This window comes from Actinopolymorpha sp. NPDC004070 (assembly GCF_040610475.1).
Lineage (GTDB): Bacteria > Actinomycetota > Actinomycetes > Propionibacteriales > Actinopolymorphaceae > Actinopolymorpha.
The window spans coordinates 202,335-218,834 of record NZ_JBEXMJ010000002.1; the positions used below are offsets into that span (position 1 = coordinate 202,335).

Here is a 16,500-nt window from a genome sequence, read left to right on the forward strand (position 1 = left end):
AACCGCCTCGCTGTAGTACCGGACTGCCCCTCCCGCCCCGCGCCACCATCCCGGACCTGATCAGCATGTCGGCCTACCGCGTGCGACGGACCGGGGTCGCTGAGGAATCTCCGCGATACATGCTCTACCTACCTGACGTGTTCGACTGCCACATCTGGGTGGACGGCATAGGTCGGCGAGGGGGGCCGGCCGGGGCCGGTGCGGGACGGGACGGGAAGGCGGCGGAGGTAGGCGTGCTGCTCGAGTAGGTCGATGACCGGATCGAGGTCTCCGGTCTTCTTGAACCGGGACCGCGGTAGGCCTGTGAAGAGGTCGCGCTTGGTGATGCGCTCGGGCTTGTGACGGCGTAGCCAGTCGAGGACGGTGCGGGCGTCTTCGAGGAGTGGGTCGGCGCCCATGGCGTCGAAAGCTGCGAGGGCGTGGTCGGCGTAGTAACGACCAAGTTCTGCTGCGCGGTGCATGGTGTTGGCGGTGATGGGTTGCTGCCAGCCGTCGTGGAGGTGGTCGGCGAGGTGGATGAGGCCGGCGAGGCGGATGACGGCGCCGACGTACTTGCTGCCCCAGTCGACAACGTTGGCCCAGGCGGCGCTGGGCGCGAGTTTGGGTTCGACGTCGGCTTCTAACTCCAGCACGGCTTGGCTGGCGGTGTCGCAGAGCGGTATGGCGGCAGTCTCCCGCTGTGCGGCGAGGGAGACGACGAGAGCCTGGAGCTGCACGTCGTAGGCAGCTGCGACCTGGTCGGGTACGGGTGCTGTTCCGATGCGGCGGCGGCCGACGGTGTTCTCTGGGACGGAGTAGAGGATGCGAGCAAGAAGTCCGCGGCCGCGGAAGCCGGGCATGCCGGCGATGTCGCGGAGGATCTCGGGCTGGATGGCGAGACCGAGGGTGAGGGCGGGCTTGTCGACGAGCTCGGGCGGTCGACCACGTCGGTGGACCCGGAGCATGGTGCCGGCGTGGCCCTTGAGGAAGACCTCGAGGTTCGGCACGCCGGAGTAGCGGCCGGCGAGGGTGGCGAAGATGCCTCCCTCGTCGGAGAGGACGGCGATGCGTCCGCCCTGTTCGGCGAGCAGCCCGGCGGCGGCCTCTGCGGTCACGTCGTCGGCGACCAGAGTTGGTATGACCGGGACCTCGATCGTCTGGGCGGTCATCGCTGCGTCGCTGGCCTCGGCAAGCGCGTCCGCACGGCTTGGCCCCTCAGCTCGAGCTGCGGTGGCGGCGGCACGTTCGGCGACCTTTGCGGGCGGTGGCGGCGGCGAGTTCTGCTTCCACGATCTGGGGGCGGATCCGCTCCCCCAGCGCCCGCTCGGCTCGCAGGAGGGGCTCGGGCATGGCGGTGAACACTGGTGACTTCCGCGCACCTGGCGGCAGGGCGACGACCGTGAAGATGTTGACCGGCTCCCGCCACGAGCCGCGTACAACGACCTCGCACTTTCCGCCCGCCGCGGTGGACAACGCGGCCAGCGCCACGCAGCCGGCCAGGTCGGGCGGGGTCTGGGTGAACTCTGCGACTGCGGCCACCTGGTCGGCCACCCAGCCGGGCAGCACTTCGACGGGAAACGGCGGCAATCGACGGAGTCCGGATAGTGGGATCGGCGGCTCCCACGGCTCGTCGACGCCTGTGGCCGCCTGGTGGTCGTCGATGGCGTTGCGGGCGTCGAGTCGGTCGAGGATGCGGTCCGCGGAGACGGCCCGCCGCGTACCGGGCGGGCTAACGCGGGCACCTTCCCCGGAACGCCTGCGGCACGGGGTTTGCGTTCACCGCTTCGTAGGCCGGACTGGATCGTCGCAGCCGCCTCCCGAGGTGGTTGGCCGACGGCTTCTCCGGCGACCTGGAGGGCCTGTTCCACCAGGTCGCGGGGCAGCACACCGGCGCCGACGAGCTGACCGAGGGCGAAGGCGGCCTCGTTGAGAGTCGAGTTGTGGGTGTGCGGAGGGGAGTCGAGGACGCGCTGGACCTCGCCGCGCAGTGCCGCAATGGCGTAGCCGCCGGCGTGGTCCTGGCCCAGCTGGGTCAGCAAGCTCCCGGCGGTCATTGACACTGGTTGCGGGTCCGCTGGGGCGAGCCGTTGGGCGAGCCAGCCGGGCAGAGGTACGGCCGGCGCATCGTGGACCACGTCATAGGTTCGGTCGTCCACCGAGCTGCCGGCGGCGACGACGTAGCCGCCGCGGCCGCGGGTGTCGACGAGCCACCCGAGCCGGCCCGCGCTGTTACCCAAGACCTCGCCGGGTGGCGTTGTGAAGTACAGGTGCAGGCCCCCTCGCCCGGTCCGCACGGTGTAGGTGTCTACGGGCAGGGGCTGGCCGGCGCCGGTGGTGAGTTCGGCGAGTACGTCGGCGCCGTCGGTGACCCCGGGCAGCGTCCACTCCGCCGGCGGGGTGTCGCCGGGTTTGGGGGTGTCGAGGTCGACGACCACCAGGCCGGAGGACCCGCAGGCGATGCCGATGTTTTTTCTGGAGTTGTGGGCCCACCATTGACGGATCTTTTGCGGGTTGGTGGTGGCTTGCTGCTCCCACCGTTTGATGACTGGTGCCTTGGCGTTGGGGAAGAGCGGGAAGATGTGCCAGCCTCGTTCGGCTGCCGCGAGAGCGGCGGTGAGGAAGGGGGTGTTCATGTCAGCTCCTTCCGGTCGGTGGTCGCCTGGGACAGCGGTGAGGAATCGGCTGATGGGTCGGGCCGCCGGATAACCGGCGTGGCGAGGTCGGTGACGCCGCGCTTGTCGCCGTGCCGGGACCGGTCGAGGGTGGCCAGTTTGTTTCTGGCCGCTTCGAGGCTGGTGTGGAGTCCTTGAGCTTCGCCGTGCCAGCCGTTCATCCGCGCTTCGGCGATCCGGTCGGTGAGATTGCGGATGATCTCGACGAGGCGGCCGCGTTGCTTGGGGTCGAGCCGCAGCATGGGACAGCGGATACATGCGTGCTCGTGCTGGCAAGGCGTCCCATAGGGACGGCCACACGTTCCAAGCTCGAGTTTCCGCAGCTCGAAGTGCTGCTGGAACTCCCGCCACTCTTCATTGGTTGGTTCTCGATACTCAGCTGGTGGACGCACGGCTCGGCGGGCGTCAAGGAATCCCCGGTAGGTGCGGATGAGGTCGTCTTGGAAGACAGCGAGGTAGGCCTGTGTGGTGGACAGACTGTGGTGGCCGAGCAGGCGGGCAGCGATGTGGACGGGAAGGCCACCGGTCACCGCCTCGGTGGTGAAGATGCGCCGAAAATCATGCGCGGTGAAGTTCAGCGGTTGTCCCGCGGCGTCGCGAAGGCCGGTAAGGGCAACGGTGCTGTTGAGCAGCCTGTGGACGGTGTTGTAGCTGATCACTTGTGACCGCCGCCGGACCCGGCGTTGGAACAGGTGCGGCAGCGCCGGCCCCGTGAGGCGTTCGTGGCCGTCGTAGCGGGACACCAAAGGAACGGTGCCCCCGTTGTGCCGACGGAGCCGAGTGATGATGGTGGCGAACACGCTGGCCAACTCGGGGCTGATCAGCAGCAGCCGTTCCTCGTTGCTCTTGGATGGCACGACCTGGAGCAGCGGCACCAGTTCGGCGGTATCGGGGAGATGGTAGGAGACCAACGCCAGGTGGGTGACCTCCAGCAGTTCCTCGATCCGGACACCGGTGTGTCGCAGCGTCTCGATGATTGCCCAACTCCAGAACGCCTCGTCCTCGGCCCGGGAGAGGTCGAGTGTGTCCCCCGAGGAGGTCTCCTCCACCACGACCTGGCCTGGCTTGCCGCAATCGCCGCTCGTGGTGTCTGCGGCGCTATCGAGGACCCGGTAGCGCCGACCGCTGTGCTCGAAGACGCCACCGGCGGGCATCTTGGTAGCCGCCTGGAGAAGGTCCCGCTGATCGGCGCGGTGTCGTTCGGCTGTCTCAACCAGGATCGGGACCTGTGGAAGCCGTTCACGAATGCGCTGGTGCATCTGCGCTGAGACCTGCTGCCTGGCTTTGACGATCCCTCCGGTATCGCCTCGGCGGACAGGGCTGGGAGCAGCCCACATGGCCCAGGACGGGTCCGCGTGCGCCCACTCCTGAATGTCGAGGTAGAACGCTCGCACCACGGTCAACACCTCCAGCCGGCTCCGACGGGCACGAGTGGAGCCGTTGCTGGTGGTGACGACGTGCAGCCGTTCCTTCCACGCCTGCGCGACCGGCTCGGGCAGCCGCAGGTCGTCGATCCCCGGATGGTGCTGCTCGATATCGGCCCAGAACGTGCCGGCCAGAGAGCCGGCGAGGCCGCGCAGGGAGTTGTAGTCCATGCCTGGCCGCCGTTCCTCCAGATAGCGGACCAGCACGTCCCGTACGGACCGAGACCGGATGCGGTAGAAGTCGACGAGATCAGAGGTGGACTGCTGACCGGTTCGCATCGAATCCCGCAGCGAGGTGTCCTTGCCGAACACTCCGACGCCGGCCAGCAGGTCCCACGCTACGTGCAGACCTTTGATCCTCTTGTGGCGTGATCCCCAGGCCTGGCACTCGGCGAAGTCGTCGCTGGTGACGCCGTCCAGATCCCTGCCCGTGTGCAAAGTGATCTTGACCAGCGCCCGGCGTGCCAGTCCGAGGTCGCGGTCGGAGACTTTCGCCGCGTTCGCCACGTCAGCGAACTGGGTGAACAGGTCGGGGCTGATGATCTTCGGTGTCAGCTCGAAGACGACGAAGGCCTTGTAGTGGCTGAAGAAGTCGTATCCAGGTTGCAGCACCCGAGCCAGGAACAGCCAGTTCAAGCCCGCGCCCAGCTCAGCCCGGTTGATCTGGCCCGAGCGGGGATCCGCGACCGCCAGGTCATCCATCCAGTCGAGACCATGGTCGCCGCGTGCGGCCATCCAGCGCTGTTGCCAACCCTCACCGGGATGGGTCGCTAACCACTCCAACACCCGCTCGGCTCCGCGCAGCCTCCGCCCGCGAGGTGCACCCAGATCCGACCTGGACCACCCCGGGACACAGGTCAGCAGCTGGAGCACCTCGGCGAATCCCAAGCGATCCGCCCGACCCGGAGGCTGCACCGAACACCGGCCACCGCCCTGCGCCACCTCCGGCCCACCGGTCGTGAGCGTCGTTGGCGTGATGGTCGTTGTGGAGGTCACCGGGGACCACCTCGCCCGAACAGCACCGCCAGATCGGCCTCGTCATAGCCGACTCCGGCGGTCGGAGGTGGGGTCTCAGCCCGCTCCTGCCGGGCAGCGAGATGTCGGTGAACCCGGGCGACCACCTGCGCGTCGTCCTCGACCAGGTAGACGTCGGCCGTCGTGCTCAGATGGGCATGGCCCAGGATGGTCTGCACGTCGCGCATCGACAGGTTCTCGTCCCTGCTCATCCGCACCGCGGCGGTGTGGCGCAAGTCGTGCATCGAGTAGTTCGTGCCCAGCAGGCTGTTCAGCCGGCGGAACACCGCACGTAACGCCTCGTAGTTCATCGGCTGGCGCACCAGCCCGTCGCCGCGGTCGCGGCGGCGCAGCGTCCACCAGATCGGATCGTTCGGCTCCAGCGATCCCAGCTCACCCAGATACAGCCGCAGCCAGACGAACGCCTCACTACTGGCCGGCAGCCACTGCATGACACCGGAGCCCTTCCGGCTCACCTGCACCAGCTGGTTGCCCCACTCCACGTCCACGCCCCGGATGCCGAGCAACTCGCTCGCGCGGGCACCGTTGCTGACCGCCAGCGCGGCGATCGCGCGATCCCGATCCGAACCCAACCCAGCGAACAGGTCCTCCCACCGCTCATCTGGAATCGCCCGCGGCCGGCGACGGGGCACCTTCGGGTTGTAACGAAGCCGGCCCTCCGCCCTGTAGGGCTTCAGCGGGTCGTGATGCGCATTCGCACGAGAGCCCATTCGCCCCCTTGGCACCGGGTTGACCAAAGGCCCCTCGCCGAGTTCGATCCAGTACTCGTAGAACCCGCGCAGAACCGCGTTGCTGTGCCGAACCGTCCTCGGCTCGTACCCATCGCCCAGGTACCGCTTCCCGGTGATCGCGTTCACGGTGCCCGTGGTCCCCAGCGACGCTGTCCGAGCCGAAGCTCGAGGCTTGCGCGACTGACCCAGCCAGACCACGAAGTCCCTGACCTCGCCAGCAGTGGCCTGATCCCACGGCACCCTGACCACATGCAGCCACCGCCACCACCGCAACAACGCGTAGACGTAGCTACGAACACTTCCCGACCGGTTCCCCCGAGCCACAAGATCCCGTAGGAAGTGTGCGATCGGCTCCACCGTTCGACCGTCCGGACCCACCACTGCCCACGGCACAACACCCCCGGCCGGCACAACACGACCCCACCGCGGCAGCACAACCGAGCCGACATCACCTCCGCCGCCCTCACCAAGACGATTCATACGACCTCCTCGTCCAGAGATCGCAGAAGTCTCCGCGACCAACCCACCGTCAAGCAGTCCCCACGCCGGACAGTCGTCCGGTAATCCGGTCAACAGGTTGTAGGCGGCGTGGTTCCAGCAGCGGCGGATGCGCTCGTGGTTGGTGGTGGCGCGGCCTTCCCAGTCCGATGCCAGGGCTGGACGCTTCTGGCGCGGTCGGAGGGGGAAGACGTGCCAGCCGCGCCGGGCGTGGTCGAGGGCAGCGTGCAGCAGCTGCGTGTTCGCTGGTCGGATAGTTGTCACGCTCACTCCCAGGTGAGTGCTCGGTAGGTTAGGCGGCGGCGATGCCCCAGGGCACCTGGACGAGTTCGGCGAACGTCACCGCCACCGCGGCCGGGTTGTCGGGGCGGGCGTCGTGCCAGTGCCATGCGATCCAGGGCTCCCACGCGCAGTCGCAGTCACGGCCCGGCACGGCCCCATCTGGTGCGGTGCAGCGTGGGGCGTGGGCGTCGAAGGTGACGTGGGCGTGGTCGAGGCTTGCCTCGTCGACGACCAGGCCGGGTATCCACCACGGCTGCGCGGTGATTCGCTGGTTGGCCTGGCCGGCATCGATGTGGCCGAGGAACAGTTCCACGCCGTCGCCGTAGGTGTCGCACACGACCTGCTCGGCGGGTTGGTCGCCGAAGAGGTCGGCCAGGGTGAGCGGTTCGGACGCCATCAGGACCCGCCGCCCATCGGCGTAGCGACCGTGATGGAGCAGTCGAGCTCGTTCTGCTGAGTCATTTCGTCTCCATGTGTGGGTAGGGCGGTGGTCCCGGGGCGGCGACGAGTGATCGCCCGCCGCCCCGGGGACGTGACATGAGGCCTGCTGGGCCCGTCGTCAGGGGCGGAACTTCTGCCAGAACTGCTCGCCGGCTGCGACGTCGACGACGGTGATGTCGCGGTTGCGGCTGAGTTCGCGGCGGACCTGGTCCCACCGTTCGACGGTCATCTCGTGGGTGTCGACGTCGAGGTTCGCGCCGACCATCACCCGGTACTGGGCGGCCGCGTCGTCCTTGTTGGCAAACGCGGCCACCACATCGCCGCCGGCGACCACGTACCGCCTGTCGGATCCGCTGCTCATCGCGCCACCCGCCCGCGGGAGTCGTCGCTGCAGGGAGAACCCTCGGCCGGTTCGGCGGGCCGGAGGGTGAGGGTGCCGACGTCGAGGACGTCACCGACCCGGTGACGAGTCTGCTGTGGGTCGAGGACTTCGACGCGGCTGATGCCGTTCGGTTCGCCGTTGTGGGTGGTGTGGTGGGTGGTCACGCGGCCGATCCAGGTGCCGTGACCGCCTTCGACCCGGACCGTCGTTCCGATCTCGAACATGTGGGCTCCTGGCGTTCAGCCGGGCTGGACGGGGGTCTCGTCCCACAGCAGTGGCCAGCCGGGAACGGTTGAGGTGTCGGTGCGGTGACGGACGTAGGCGTCCAGGGCGAGCAGCTCCTGGCGCCCCTGTTCGGTCGGGACGATGCGCAGCTCGGATGCGATCTCCGCATGCAGGCGGTCCCGGTCGAGGTAGCCGGCGGAGGCCAGGGAGTACATCGCGGTCCACTGCCCGCCGTGCCATTCCGCTGCGATCCGGCGCGCCTGCCCATCAGTGAGGGCACTCATGTCAGACACCTCCACCAGATCGCTCCGGACTGGTGCCGGTGGTCGGGCTGCCAAGGCGTTCAGCGTGGTCGTGGATCGCGGCGTGCCGGTCCGCCCAGCCCGGTTGGTCGGCGAAGGCGAACGTGGACCCCTGCAGCGGGTCGTCCCCACACAGCAGCTGGGTGGTCTCGGCGTCCAGGCGTACGCCGAGAACGTGCGCTGCGACGGCGTCTGCTGCATAGGTGCGGGCTCGGGACCAGCTCGCGACCATGAGCCTCGCCACCGCCCAGAGCACTCCCGCGGTCCCGGCGGCGAGAAGCCATGCACCGCTGCCGGTGAACATCGCCAGGGCGGTCGCCACGATCGCGGTCACGTACGCCACAGTCGGTACGAGCCGGGCGGTCTGCAGCCCGGAGTCGTCGGCGTACTGGCCTGCGATCAGCCGAGCGGCCTCGTGCGCCAGCCGATGGGTACGGACCGCGGGTGGAGCCGACGCCAGATCCTCGTGCACCGCCAGTCGCGGCCCGTCTCCGACCAGGACAATTGCAGCGTCGACGCCCTCGCGTCGGACCTCCACCGGCGGGATTGGGTCGATGTGTGCCCGCTCGCAGAGCACGCGCCACTCCTCGACCAGGGCGAACACCGCGCCCAGCTGGTCCCCGAGCGTCCGGGCGACCTGAGGAGTCACGAGCGCGTCCGGGACGTCGCGGACGGCATACCAGTCGAGGAGGTGCAGGATGCCCCGACCCGCGAGGCCGAGAAGAAGTAGGACGCCCAGGCCGATGAGCAGGCCGGTGTCGCCGTCGATCAGGTAGCCGCCGCCACCGGAGGCCACGAGTGCAGCGAGGACGATCCCCAGCTGCGCCATGGCGGGGAGCTCGACGATCTCCGTGTGTTCCTTCTCTTTGTGTTCTGTCTGGGGGCTCATGCGCCGCCCCCGTTCCCGTGGCGTCGTCGAACACGGGTGGTTCGGGTAGTTCGGGTGGTGGACACTTGCTGCTACCTCCTATGGGTGAGGTGCTGGGCGTGCGTCACGAACCTGGGGAGGGGATGGGCGCACGCCCAACAGAACTTGTGGTCAGGCGGCGTCCTCCCGGTCGGGCAGTGCGTAGCGGCCGTGGCCGAGCCGGTTGACTTTGCCGGTCCTGGTGAGGTCGGTGAGGATCTGGTGAACCCGCGAGGCCGAGTAGCCGGCCGCGTCGGCGATCTCGCCCGGCCTGGAAGCACCGTTGCGGAGTACGTCTAGGACGACGGCGTGCCCAGCGCTGCTGATCGGCGCGGGTTCCCGCCCGCCGGCCGCCGTGCCCACCGGTCCGGTGCCGGTATCTGTCGAGTTGGCGGATGTCGGCGTCGGTATTGATGCGGGGAACGAGTGGAGTCCCATCGCTTCCAGCAATGCGTTGGCGTCTGCCACTGCCCCGGCCGACCCTTGCCGCCCGTGCGCACTGGCCGGCGGTTGCTCGCCGATCACCTCGGCGGCGCTGATCGTCCCGGCCCGCACGGCATCGAGCTTCGTGCGGGATGACTGGGCGACGGCTTCGGCGTTGGCTGCCCGGTCGGCGTAGGCCTGCCCGGCCGCGCTCGCGGACCCGGCGTCGAGCCGCGCGGCCCGGGAGGTCGCGCGTTCCATCTGGTCGAAGGGGTCCTTGCACAGCCGGTTCCGGAACGGCGCGAGCCGGGAGAACCCCTCGACCCGGATGGTGAAGCCGTAGCCCTTCACGTCGGGGAGCTTCTTGGGGTCCATCTCCAGCCCGGCCATCAGCGAGCCGGAGTAGTTCGAGGCGGTACGGAAGCAGATCCCGTTCCCGGCCATGATCGACAGGCGCAGTGCCTCGTCGGAGCCGAACGTCTCGATGCCGGGGTACTGGGAGACGATGACGAAGCAGATCCCGAGCTTGCGGACCTTGCGCGCCAGCGCCGACAACCGCTTGCCCCACGGGCCCTTGAGCACCTCGTGCGCCTCGTCGATGAACACCACCAGCAGCGGCCGGTCCACCCGCGGGGTGAACCCGGTCCAGCCCTCGGTGGCGTTCTCGAACTCCCGCCACGCCGCCACACCCTCGATCGGGGCGAGCATGTCGCCGGCTCCGGTGAGGTCGACGTACCAGTCGGCGTACTTCTTCAACGCCGGGCTCGACGCACCACCCTGCGGGTCGATGAACCAGCACACCGCCGACCCGGACCACATGGCGCCGATCGCGATGGACTCGATCGTGCGTGACTTCCCCGACCCGGGCGCGCCGATCACCGCACCGGACCAGGCGGAGCCGTCGTTGTCGCCGCTCTCCCCCGGGGTCCACAGCCGCCAGCCGGCCTCGCCCATCCAGTCCGCATACGGGCCGATCCTCACCACCCCGTCCTCCCCACTGGGCCCGAGGTAGGGCGGGTTGTCCTCCACCGGGGTGCGGTCCATCACCTTCAACAGCCCCAGGTGCGGCAACTGGGAGGAGTGGTCCTCCAGCACCAGGCGGCTGGTCTTCAACCCCAGCCCACCGGAGATACGCACCATCGCGTTGATGGCGTCGCCGATCGACTGCTGCCCGCGGACGAACTCGATCGTGTACTGACGGCCGTGCTCGACCGGTGCAGCGTTCGTCAGCTTCGCCCCGGGCAGGGCACCGCGGGCCCCGGCGACGTAGGCGTCCCAGTCAGCGCACACCGGATCAGCCGGCTCGAGCCCCGCCGGCTGATCCGAGGGCGGCGGGCTGTCGGCGTAGATCCGGGTAGCCCGCCACCACCGTGCGGCCAGGACGTACTCCCCCACCAGCAGGACGGTGAACGTCGTGGCGTTCCACCACAGCGACGCCGCGACCAGCCAGCCCGCACCGAACAGTGCGACGAGCCCGACCTGGACGCGCCAGCGCTTCGGGATCCGGTGCCGAGCCAGCACCCAGCCGACCGCGAGGCTGGCGAGGGCGATGCTGGCGACAGTCGCGGCGATGCTGGCCTGGTAGATCCCTCCGGTACGCCGGTCCAGGCCCTCCACGAACGTCGCGCACACCGCCAGTCCCAGCACGACGGCGTGCGGCATCGCAGGACGGCGCAGCCGCCACAGCGACGACCGCAGCTCGCGCCACCAGTCCACCGAGCTCGTCGTGGCCTCCTGCGCACCTTCCGGTTGGGGCTTGCCGGTCGGGCGGCCGGGACCCTGGACGGCCGGCTTCGGCTCACGGCCGTCGACGCGAACGCTCGCCGGATTGGTGGTGGGTGCCGGTGTGGCGGGCATCGGTGCTCCCTTCGTGGCCGGCGGTTGTGACTGTGTGCATGGAGGAGGGATGGGCGCCCAGTGGGATGGGCCGGGAGGGCTGGGCGCCCATCCGTGGAGCGGTGGACCCCCGGGTGGGGGGAGCCCGAGGGCCCACCGGTCATTGGGGTCAGCCAGCAGGTGTGGCTACTGGCGCAGGGCGTCGCGGCCGACCTCGAAGCCGGTTGCTGCGGCACGGTCACGGATGTCGACGGCCGCGCCGGACACGATCTCGGCGAGTTCGGCCACGGCCGTTTCGGCGGCCGTGACCGCTTCGGCGGCACGGATGGCCGCACCCTGGGTGCCTGGCCCGTACTCGTCGATGGCGAGGCTGTTCGCAAAGTTCAGGAACGCGCCCTTGATGGCGGGAAACACGGTCGCGTAGGACTCCACGAACGCCTGCTTGGTATCCAGCGTGGGGGCCCTCACCCGAAGCGAGAGCCGGCCCGGTCGATGTAGCGCTCACGTCATCAATCCCTTCGTTCGTACCGCTGGTCTGGTCCTGACTGGTCTCGTCGTCACGGAGCTGGCCGTCGGTGGTCTGGTCGTCGCTGGCTTTTGGTCCGGGCGTCTCATCGGTGTCGTCGTCGGTGACTGGCTCGGGGTTCGGGGCGGGTGCCGGGTCCTTCGTGGGCGGCCTCTCGGCGCCAGCTGCCGGTCCGGGCTGATCACCGGCCTGACGGTCCGGCGGGTCGCCGGCGCCGTCGAGCTTTCGCCGGCGGGCTTCCAGGGCCTTGGTCCACGCGTTCTGCCACCGCTGGGCCGGTCCGGTGTGCCACCACGTCCGCAGGTACGACCGGGCCGGACCGGCCGTGCGCGACTCGACGGGTTCACCGGCCCGCCGCCGTTCCCACCGCTCCTGCTTCTCAGCCCAGGCGACCTCACGCCGACGGGCCCGGGTGTCCCACGCCAGCGCCCACAACCCGGCGAAATAGTCACGCGCCGGACGACGGGCCGGTGCGAGCTGACCGGCCGCGGCCCGCCGAGCCTCCCGCAGCTCCAGCCGCCGCATCCGGTACGCCTGCGAGGGAAACGTCCGCCCGGTCACCCCGGCCCAGGCGTCCTGGGCGGCCCGCTGCACCAGCCCAGCAACCACCAGGCACAGAACGAGAATCTCCATGACCGGCTACCTCACAGCCGTCCGACGACATCGCCGAGCGCCTGCGACACAGCATTCCCGGCCGCCAGCACCAGCTCGTTGATCCGCGCCGGCAACGCCGCCATCACCCCACCGACAGTGGCAACCACGAGCGGGACGAACAGCAACGCCATCCACGGCGTGCCCCTGGTTGCCCGCCCGGTCTTGGGGTGCATCTCGATCCACAGCAACGTTCCGGCAACAAACGTCAGCACCGCCGGAACCGCCGCGCCGAACACGATCCCCGTGACCGTGCCGCCCACAGTCCCCGCCGTGGTGGTGATCCAGCCGATGATCGCGCCGAGCATGCCCGACAGACACGCACCGGCGGCCAGCATCAACCACGACGTGCCACGGTTGAGCTTGTTCTTCTTCAGGCAGACACACGCGACGCCGAACAAGATCGCGCCCAGTGCCGCCGCGGACAACGTGCCCATCCCTGCCGCTCCTTCGTTCCTCATCTGGCTTGCTTGTCAGGTGTCAAGCCGTGCTTGCGCAGGCCGGTCAGGTGAGTGCGGCGGCGGCCCACGCGAACGCGGCGGCCAGGCCGCGTCCGCACCAGTGGCCGGCCGGGGTGAACGCGAACACCGCCACCAAGGCCAGGCCAGAGCCCAGCCGGGCAGGGCGTTCACACACCCAGGCCGCCATGTACGCCACGGCGTAGACGGGCACGGCGACGACGAACGCGTACCCGACGCCTAGGCCGCGGCGGATGCCCGCCTCGGGTGCGTAGGGCGCGCGGCGGGCGTACCGCACCACCTCAGACAGCGACGGTCGGCGTTCGGCCACGATCTCCGGCGGATCGAAGTACGCCACGAACCGGCGCAGCCACGCCCGCACACCGGTAGCACGCGGACTCTGCGTGGGTGGAGAGCCAGCGCTACCCTCGCGCGCACGGGGGTGCACAGACGCCTTGGACTCCTCCGGCGCCGAACTCTCCGAACCTCCAGTGGAGGCTGGAGTTTTACGGTCGGTCGTGATCTCAGCGGTGGTCATGACTGCTCCGGATCTGCTCGGTGATCAGCTGGTCCCCCGCGCCCATCAGGCCGCTCGCGAACTGGTCCGCGAGGTTCTCTGCCATCGCGCGGGTGGCCGGACGGTTGAGCGCGTGCTTGTAGGCGAAGAGGAAGTGGCTGTACGCCACGACCAGCCGGTCCCGCAGGTTCACGGCCGCGGCCAGGCGGTGGGTCACCTGCTCGGCGTGGCGTGCGAGCCGCTGCTCCGCCGACGTCGGCCGGCCCTTCCGGTTCCGGTAGCCCGCCACGGTTATCGGCCCCGTTCCCGTTCGTCGCCCAGCGCGGCGAAGGTGAACTCCGGTTCCGGGCGGTCGGGCAGCCGTACCTCCAGGCGGTATTCGCCCAGCCAGTCGTTGCGGCCCTTCCGGTTGTCCTGCGATCGCGCGAGCACCTCCGTGTAGGCGCGCAGCAGTAGGCCGTTCTTTGGGTCGGTGAACACGCGCACCTTCGGCAGGCGCCGGCCGTCGGCGCGGACGAGAGTCAGGTCGAGCAGTTGCATGGTGGCCTCTCCTCGGGTGAGGGGACACGGCACCACCAACGAGTTGGCGGTCGCCGGTCCGTCTGATCTACTCAGGGGCACCATCGCGACCTCCCGTTCTGCTTCCAGGCCGTTGGGGTAGTTGAGGTGGTACGCCGGGGACGTGGGGGCGACACCACGTCCCCGGCAGCTCTCGGTGGCGGTCATCGGACCTCCGCTCGGCCCGGTCCATCCGACCGGTCGTTGTTCTCGGTCCGGTCCGACTCGTCGACGAGCCGGCGGATCCGCTCGAACCGCGAGCTGCCGATGCCGAGCCGCTTGGTGGCTGTGTGCTTGCCGACGGTCCGGCCCGCTTCGGCATCCAGTTCGCGCAGTGCCCGAACGAGGTCGGCATCGGTCTGGTCGTCGACGGACCGGTCCGGTTCGGGCGGCGCGGGCCGGTCCGCTTCTTTCGTGGCGGTCCGGGCCGGGTCTAGGTCGGCGTGTTCCTTGCGGGCCGGTTCGGGCTGGCGGTGCCGGTGAGCGATCCGATCCCGCGGCCCCGAGCTGGGCGAGCCGGTCCGGCCCGGTTGCTCGGTAGGCACGGTTCCGGCGTCGAGTTCGGCCCGGTCCGTCTCCGTACGGGCTCGGTGGGCTGTCATCGCCTCGCGTGCGTCGCTGATGCCCTCGCCGATGGCGTAGGTCCAGGCGCCCCAGGTCTCGGTGAAGTGCAGGAGCCAGCGCAGGGCCCGGTAGCGCGGGGCCGGTGAGTCGATGGCACCGAGGGTGCGGAGCTCGCGTCGCCGGACGGCCCGGAGGGTGCGCTCCCATACGAGCGCCGCGGACAGCGAGGCTGCGCCGTAGAAGACTGCCGCCGGCAGTCCGCCGATGCTGTCGGCGTGCCAGATGTTCAGCCCGGCACTCAGGGCGGCGTACACCCAGACCAGCAGCCGGTCCACCCCGCCGGCATCGCCGGCCAGGGTGGCCCGCCAGGCCAGCACCGCGGCATAGAGCGCGGCCGCATCCAGCGTCAGCGGGACGAGTGGTGCCGCCTGTCCCAGTCCCAGCCAGTCCCGGCCCAGCGCCGTCAGCCCGTACCAGGACGCGACCACCGGCGACGCGACCACGACCGCGAACGGGACCGCACGAACGACCGCACCAGCGGTCCGGCCATACTCACGGGCACGTCCGCCCCTGTCCGACGTCGGCGCCAGCTCGGCTCGATCCGTAGGACGCCCGTCCAACGCCACGCGTCCGGTCCAGTTCGGGACCGGCCGCTTCCCGGCCGCGGCCCGGCTCTCAGACCGGACCAACGTCAGCGCCTGAGCGGCCCGCATCGGTTCGCCGCACACGCGATCCGGAAAGTCCGGCACAGCCTTGGTCATAGGAGCGCGCATCAGCCGACTCCCGACAGCGCCCGCGCAGTCCGGGTGACAACCTCGTCGTCCCGATCGGCGTCCCGGCGAATCTGCACCAGCTCCTCACGCCGCCACGGCGCGAGCCCGCCCCACACTCCCCACGCGGCATGCCCGGTCTCGCGCCGCAGCGCGAACTCCAGGCACTCCACCCGCACCGGGCACCCACAACACAGCTCCTCGGCCCGGCGCTCGTAGGCATCACGAGCCTTGGTCGACCCCGGGTTCGGTTCGGGCAGGAACCACTCGTCGGCCCGGTCGGCATTCCGGGAGCAGAGTCCCCGGTGGTGGGTGATCTCCCGTAGCTGGGAGTCGGTGAGTCGAGCAGTGCGGCGCAACTCGTGAACGTCGATTCGGCTCATGCCGCACCCCCGCCGAGCGTCGCGTCGGCGACATCGAGTCCAGCAGCATCCGAGTTCTTCATCGCCTCGACCGCCTCGGCCGGGACGACGACACGACCGCGAAGCCGGAACGCGCGCAGCTGGCCGGCCTTGATCGCCCGCCGCACCGTCATCTGCGAGGCGCCGAACATCTCCGCGACTTCGGCAACGCTGAACCCACGACGGGGCACCGAGCGCCGGTGCTCAGCAGTTCGCCTGCGGTTACCTGGCTGCACGGGTCGCCTCCTCGATCGACTATTCAAAGCTTGGTTAGCTCATAGTGCACTCTGTTGTTCGAGACGTCAAAGCAGGACATCGGAAGGGGTTACGTGTCCTCGTTGCTTGTGGTGCACTAGGACGTCAGAGTGCGCAGAGCAGAAGGAGACTGCCCGGCGATGGCCAACTGGTCAGGTGAACCCGCCTACAAGCAGGTGGCGGAGGGACTACGGGCACGGATCCGGGACGGCCGGCTCAAGGTCGGGGCTCAGCTACCGTCGATCGCCGACCTGATGCACGAGTACGAGGTGTCCATCACCGTGGTGCGGATGGCGCTCAGCGAGCTGCGTAGTGAAGGCCTGATCGACAGCCACCAGGGCAAGGGCAGCTTCGTACGCGCGGAGCCGTCGGCGGAGACGAAGACTCCTCCACCGTCCCCGGAGTTCGCCGCGATCATGCAGCATCTCGACCAGGTGCACGACGACGTCCGCCGCCTGGGTGACCGGCTGGACCATCTGGAGAAGTTCGTTCAGGGCGAAGACAAACCCGCGAAGCGATCGCGTCGACCCTCTTCCTGAGCTCGCCGGTTTCCTCCACCAGTGACTCCAGTCCAACCTCAAGCAACCTGCGTTCGGTCTCCGTAAGTGCCATGATCCGGCCTCCGCGCGACGCCGTCCGCAAGCCACAAGGTCCTGGGGGCGG

The 16,500-nt window shown here is 69.5% G+C and carries 19 protein-coding genes and 3 pseudogenes; 2 read left to right on the plus strand and 20 right to left on the minus strand.

What is annotated here, in order from left to right; all coding sequences use genetic code 11:
- Positions 1–128: 128 nt before the first annotated feature.
- Together ABZV93_RS04495 and ABZV93_RS04500 are read right to left on the minus strand one after the other, a co-directional pair.
- A pseudogene (locus tag ABZV93_RS04495) lies at positions 129–1,163 on the minus strand (YfjI family protein); the annotation flags it as partial.
- A 31-nt stretch (positions 1,164–1,194) separates the two neighbouring features.
- On the minus strand, positions 1,195–1,518 hold the full coding sequence (locus tag ABZV93_RS04500; protein WP_354931349.1) for a DUF3987 domain-containing protein: 324 nt from the start codon (positions 1,516–1,518) through the stop codon (positions 1,195–1,197).
- Positions 1,519–1,805: 287 nt separating this feature from the next.
- Here ABZV93_RS04500 and ABZV93_RS04505 point away from each other — a divergent pair, with 287 nt between their 5' ends.
- A complete protein-coding gene (locus tag ABZV93_RS04505) occupies positions 1,806–2,036 on the plus strand; it encodes a hypothetical protein (protein ID WP_354931376.1) in 231 nt (76 codons plus the stop codon).
- Between the two features lie 51 nt (positions 2,037–2,087).
- Here ABZV93_RS04505 and ABZV93_RS04510 read toward each other — a convergent pair.
- The 18 genes and pseudogenes from ABZV93_RS04510 to ABZV93_RS04595 form a co-directional block, all read right to left on the minus strand.
- A pseudogene (locus ABZV93_RS04510) lies at positions 2,088–2,612 on the minus strand (bifunctional DNA primase/polymerase); the annotation flags it as partial.
- Positions 2,609–4,810, minus strand: a complete 2,202-nt coding sequence (locus ABZV93_RS04515; protein WP_354930259.1) for a site-specific integrase — start codon at positions 4,808–4,810, stop codon at positions 2,609–2,611. The pseudogene ABZV93_RS04510 and the gene ABZV93_RS04515, both read right to left, overlap by 4 nt.
- A gap of 257 nt (positions 4,811–5,067) precedes the next feature.
- Entirely contained in the window at positions 5,068–5,967 is a 900-nt protein-coding gene (locus ABZV93_RS04520; protein WP_354931352.1) for a site-specific integrase, read from the minus strand.
- A 39-nt stretch (positions 5,968–6,006) separates the two neighbouring features.
- Positions 6,007–6,609: pseudogene (locus ABZV93_RS04525) on the minus strand (bifunctional DNA primase/polymerase); the annotation flags it as partial.
- A 22-nt stretch (positions 6,610–6,631) separates the two neighbouring features.
- Positions 6,632–7,018: a hypothetical protein gene (locus tag ABZV93_RS04530; RefSeq protein WP_354930262.1), complete on the minus strand. Its 387-nt coding sequence runs from the start codon at positions 7,016–7,018 to the stop codon at positions 6,632–6,634.
- Positions 7,019–7,180: 162 nt separating this feature from the next.
- A complete protein-coding gene (locus tag ABZV93_RS04535) occupies positions 7,181–7,423 on the minus strand; it encodes a hypothetical protein (RefSeq protein WP_354930265.1) in 243 nt (80 codons plus the stop codon).
- Positions 7,420–7,668, minus strand: a complete 249-nt coding sequence (locus tag ABZV93_RS04540) for a hypothetical protein (protein ID WP_354930268.1) — start codon at positions 7,666–7,668, stop codon at positions 7,420–7,422. Before ABZV93_RS04540 ends, ABZV93_RS04535 begins: the two co-directional genes overlap by 4 nt.
- A 15-nt stretch (positions 7,669–7,683) precedes the next feature.
- Positions 7,684–7,953 (minus strand): hypothetical protein, encoded by a 270-nt coding sequence (locus ABZV93_RS04545; RefSeq protein WP_354930271.1) that lies wholly within the window; start codon positions 7,951–7,953, stop codon positions 7,684–7,686.
- A gap of 1 nt (position 7,954) precedes the next feature.
- Complete coding sequence (locus ABZV93_RS04550; RefSeq protein WP_354930274.1) at positions 7,955–8,860, minus strand: hypothetical protein; 906 nt, start codon at positions 8,858–8,860, stop codon at positions 7,955–7,957.
- A gap of 150 nt (positions 8,861–9,010) precedes the next feature.
- Positions 9,011–11,158: a type IV secretory system conjugative DNA transfer family protein gene (locus ABZV93_RS04555; RefSeq protein ID WP_354930277.1), complete on the minus strand. Its 2,148-nt coding sequence runs from the start codon at positions 11,156–11,158 to the stop codon at positions 9,011–9,013.
- A 165-nt stretch (positions 11,159–11,323) separates the two neighbouring features.
- Positions 11,324–11,569 carry a hypothetical protein gene (locus ABZV93_RS04560; protein ID WP_354930280.1) on the minus strand — a complete coding sequence of 82 codons (246 nt, stop codon included), beginning with the start codon at positions 11,567–11,569 and terminating at the stop codon, positions 11,324–11,326.
- Positions 11,570–12,307: 738 nt separating this feature from the next.
- Positions 12,308–12,751: a hypothetical protein gene (locus ABZV93_RS04565; protein ID WP_354930283.1), complete on the minus strand. Its 444-nt coding sequence runs from the start codon at positions 12,749–12,751 to the stop codon at positions 12,308–12,310.
- 67 nt (positions 12,752–12,818) lie between these two features.
- Positions 12,819–13,154, minus strand: a complete 336-nt coding sequence (locus tag ABZV93_RS04570; protein ID WP_354930286.1) for a hypothetical protein — start codon at positions 13,152–13,154, stop codon at positions 12,819–12,821.
- Between the two features lie 142 nt (positions 13,155–13,296).
- Positions 13,297–13,578 (minus strand): hypothetical protein, encoded by a 282-nt coding sequence (locus ABZV93_RS04575; protein WP_354930289.1) that lies wholly within the window; start codon positions 13,576–13,578, stop codon positions 13,297–13,299.
- Between the two features lie 2 nt (positions 13,579–13,580).
- Complete coding sequence (locus ABZV93_RS04580; protein ID WP_354930292.1) at positions 13,581–13,829, minus strand: hypothetical protein; 249 nt, start codon at positions 13,827–13,829, stop codon at positions 13,581–13,583.
- 182 nt (positions 13,830–14,011) lie between these two features.
- Entirely contained in the window at positions 14,012–15,184 is a 1,173-nt protein-coding gene (locus tag ABZV93_RS04585) for a DUF2637 domain-containing protein (protein WP_354930295.1), read from the minus strand.
- Positions 15,184–15,564: a WhiB family transcriptional regulator gene (locus ABZV93_RS04590; RefSeq protein ID WP_354930298.1), complete on the minus strand. Its 381-nt coding sequence runs from the start codon at positions 15,562–15,564 to the stop codon at positions 15,184–15,186. Before ABZV93_RS04590 ends, ABZV93_RS04585 begins: the two co-directional genes overlap by 1 nt.
- Positions 15,561–15,818 carry a helix-turn-helix domain-containing protein gene (locus ABZV93_RS04595; protein WP_354930301.1) on the minus strand — a complete coding sequence of 86 codons (258 nt, stop codon included), beginning with the start codon at positions 15,816–15,818 and terminating at the stop codon, positions 15,561–15,563. Before ABZV93_RS04595 ends, ABZV93_RS04590 begins: the two co-directional genes overlap by 4 nt.
- A 159-nt stretch (positions 15,819–15,977) precedes the next feature.
- Between ABZV93_RS04595 and ABZV93_RS04600 the strand changes: the two genes are divergently transcribed.
- On the plus strand, positions 15,978–16,376 hold the full coding sequence (locus ABZV93_RS04600; RefSeq protein ID WP_354930304.1) for a winged helix-turn-helix domain-containing protein: 399 nt from the start codon (positions 15,978–15,980) through the stop codon (positions 16,374–16,376).
- The last annotated feature ends 124 nt before the right edge of the window (positions 16,377–16,500 follow it).

Bases quoted from the DNA above. Each gene is read 5' to 3' on its own strand.
- ABZV93_RS04565 (WP_354930283.1), bottom strand. From the start codon at position 12,751: ATGGGCACGTTGTCCGCGGCGGCACTGGGCGCGATCTTGTTCGGCGTC.
- ABZV93_RS04530 (WP_354930262.1), bottom strand. From the start codon at position 7,018: ATGGCGTCCGAACCGCTCACCCTGGCCGACCTCTTCGGCGACCAACCC.
- ABZV93_RS04600 (WP_354930304.1), top strand. From the start codon at position 15,978: ATGGCCAACTGGTCAGGTGAACCCGCCTACAAGCAGGTGGCGGAGGGA.
- ABZV93_RS04540 (WP_354930268.1), bottom strand. From the start codon at position 7,668: ATGTTCGAGATCGGAACGACGGTCCGGGTCGAAGGCGGTCACGGCACC.
- ABZV93_RS04585 (WP_354930295.1), bottom strand. From the start codon at position 15,184: ATGCGCGCTCCTATGACCAAGGCTGTGCCGGACTTTCCGGATCGCGTG.
- ABZV93_RS04590 (WP_354930298.1), bottom strand. From the start codon at position 15,564: ATGAGCCGAATCGACGTTCACGAGTTGCGCCGCACTGCTCGACTCACC.
- ABZV93_RS04550 (WP_354930274.1), bottom strand. From the start codon at position 8,860: ATGAGCCCCCAGACAGAACACAAAGAGAAGGAACACACGGAGATCGTC.
- ABZV93_RS04535 (WP_354930265.1), bottom strand. From the start codon at position 7,423: ATGAGCAGCGGATCCGACAGGCGGTACGTGGTCGCCGGCGGCGATGTG.
- ABZV93_RS04515 (WP_354930259.1), bottom strand. From the start codon at position 4,810: ATGGCCGCACGCGGCGACCATGGTCTCGACTGGATGGATGACCTGGCG.
- ABZV93_RS04545 (WP_354930271.1), bottom strand. From the start codon at position 7,953: ATGAGTGCCCTCACTGATGGGCAGGCGCGCCGGATCGCAGCGGAATGG.
- ABZV93_RS04555 (WP_354930277.1), bottom strand. From the start codon at position 11,158: ATGCCCGCCACACCGGCACCCACCACCAATCCGGCGAGCGTTCGCGTC.
- ABZV93_RS04580 (WP_354930292.1), bottom strand. From the start codon at position 13,829: ATGCAACTGCTCGACCTGACTCTCGTCCGCGCCGACGGCCGGCGCCTG.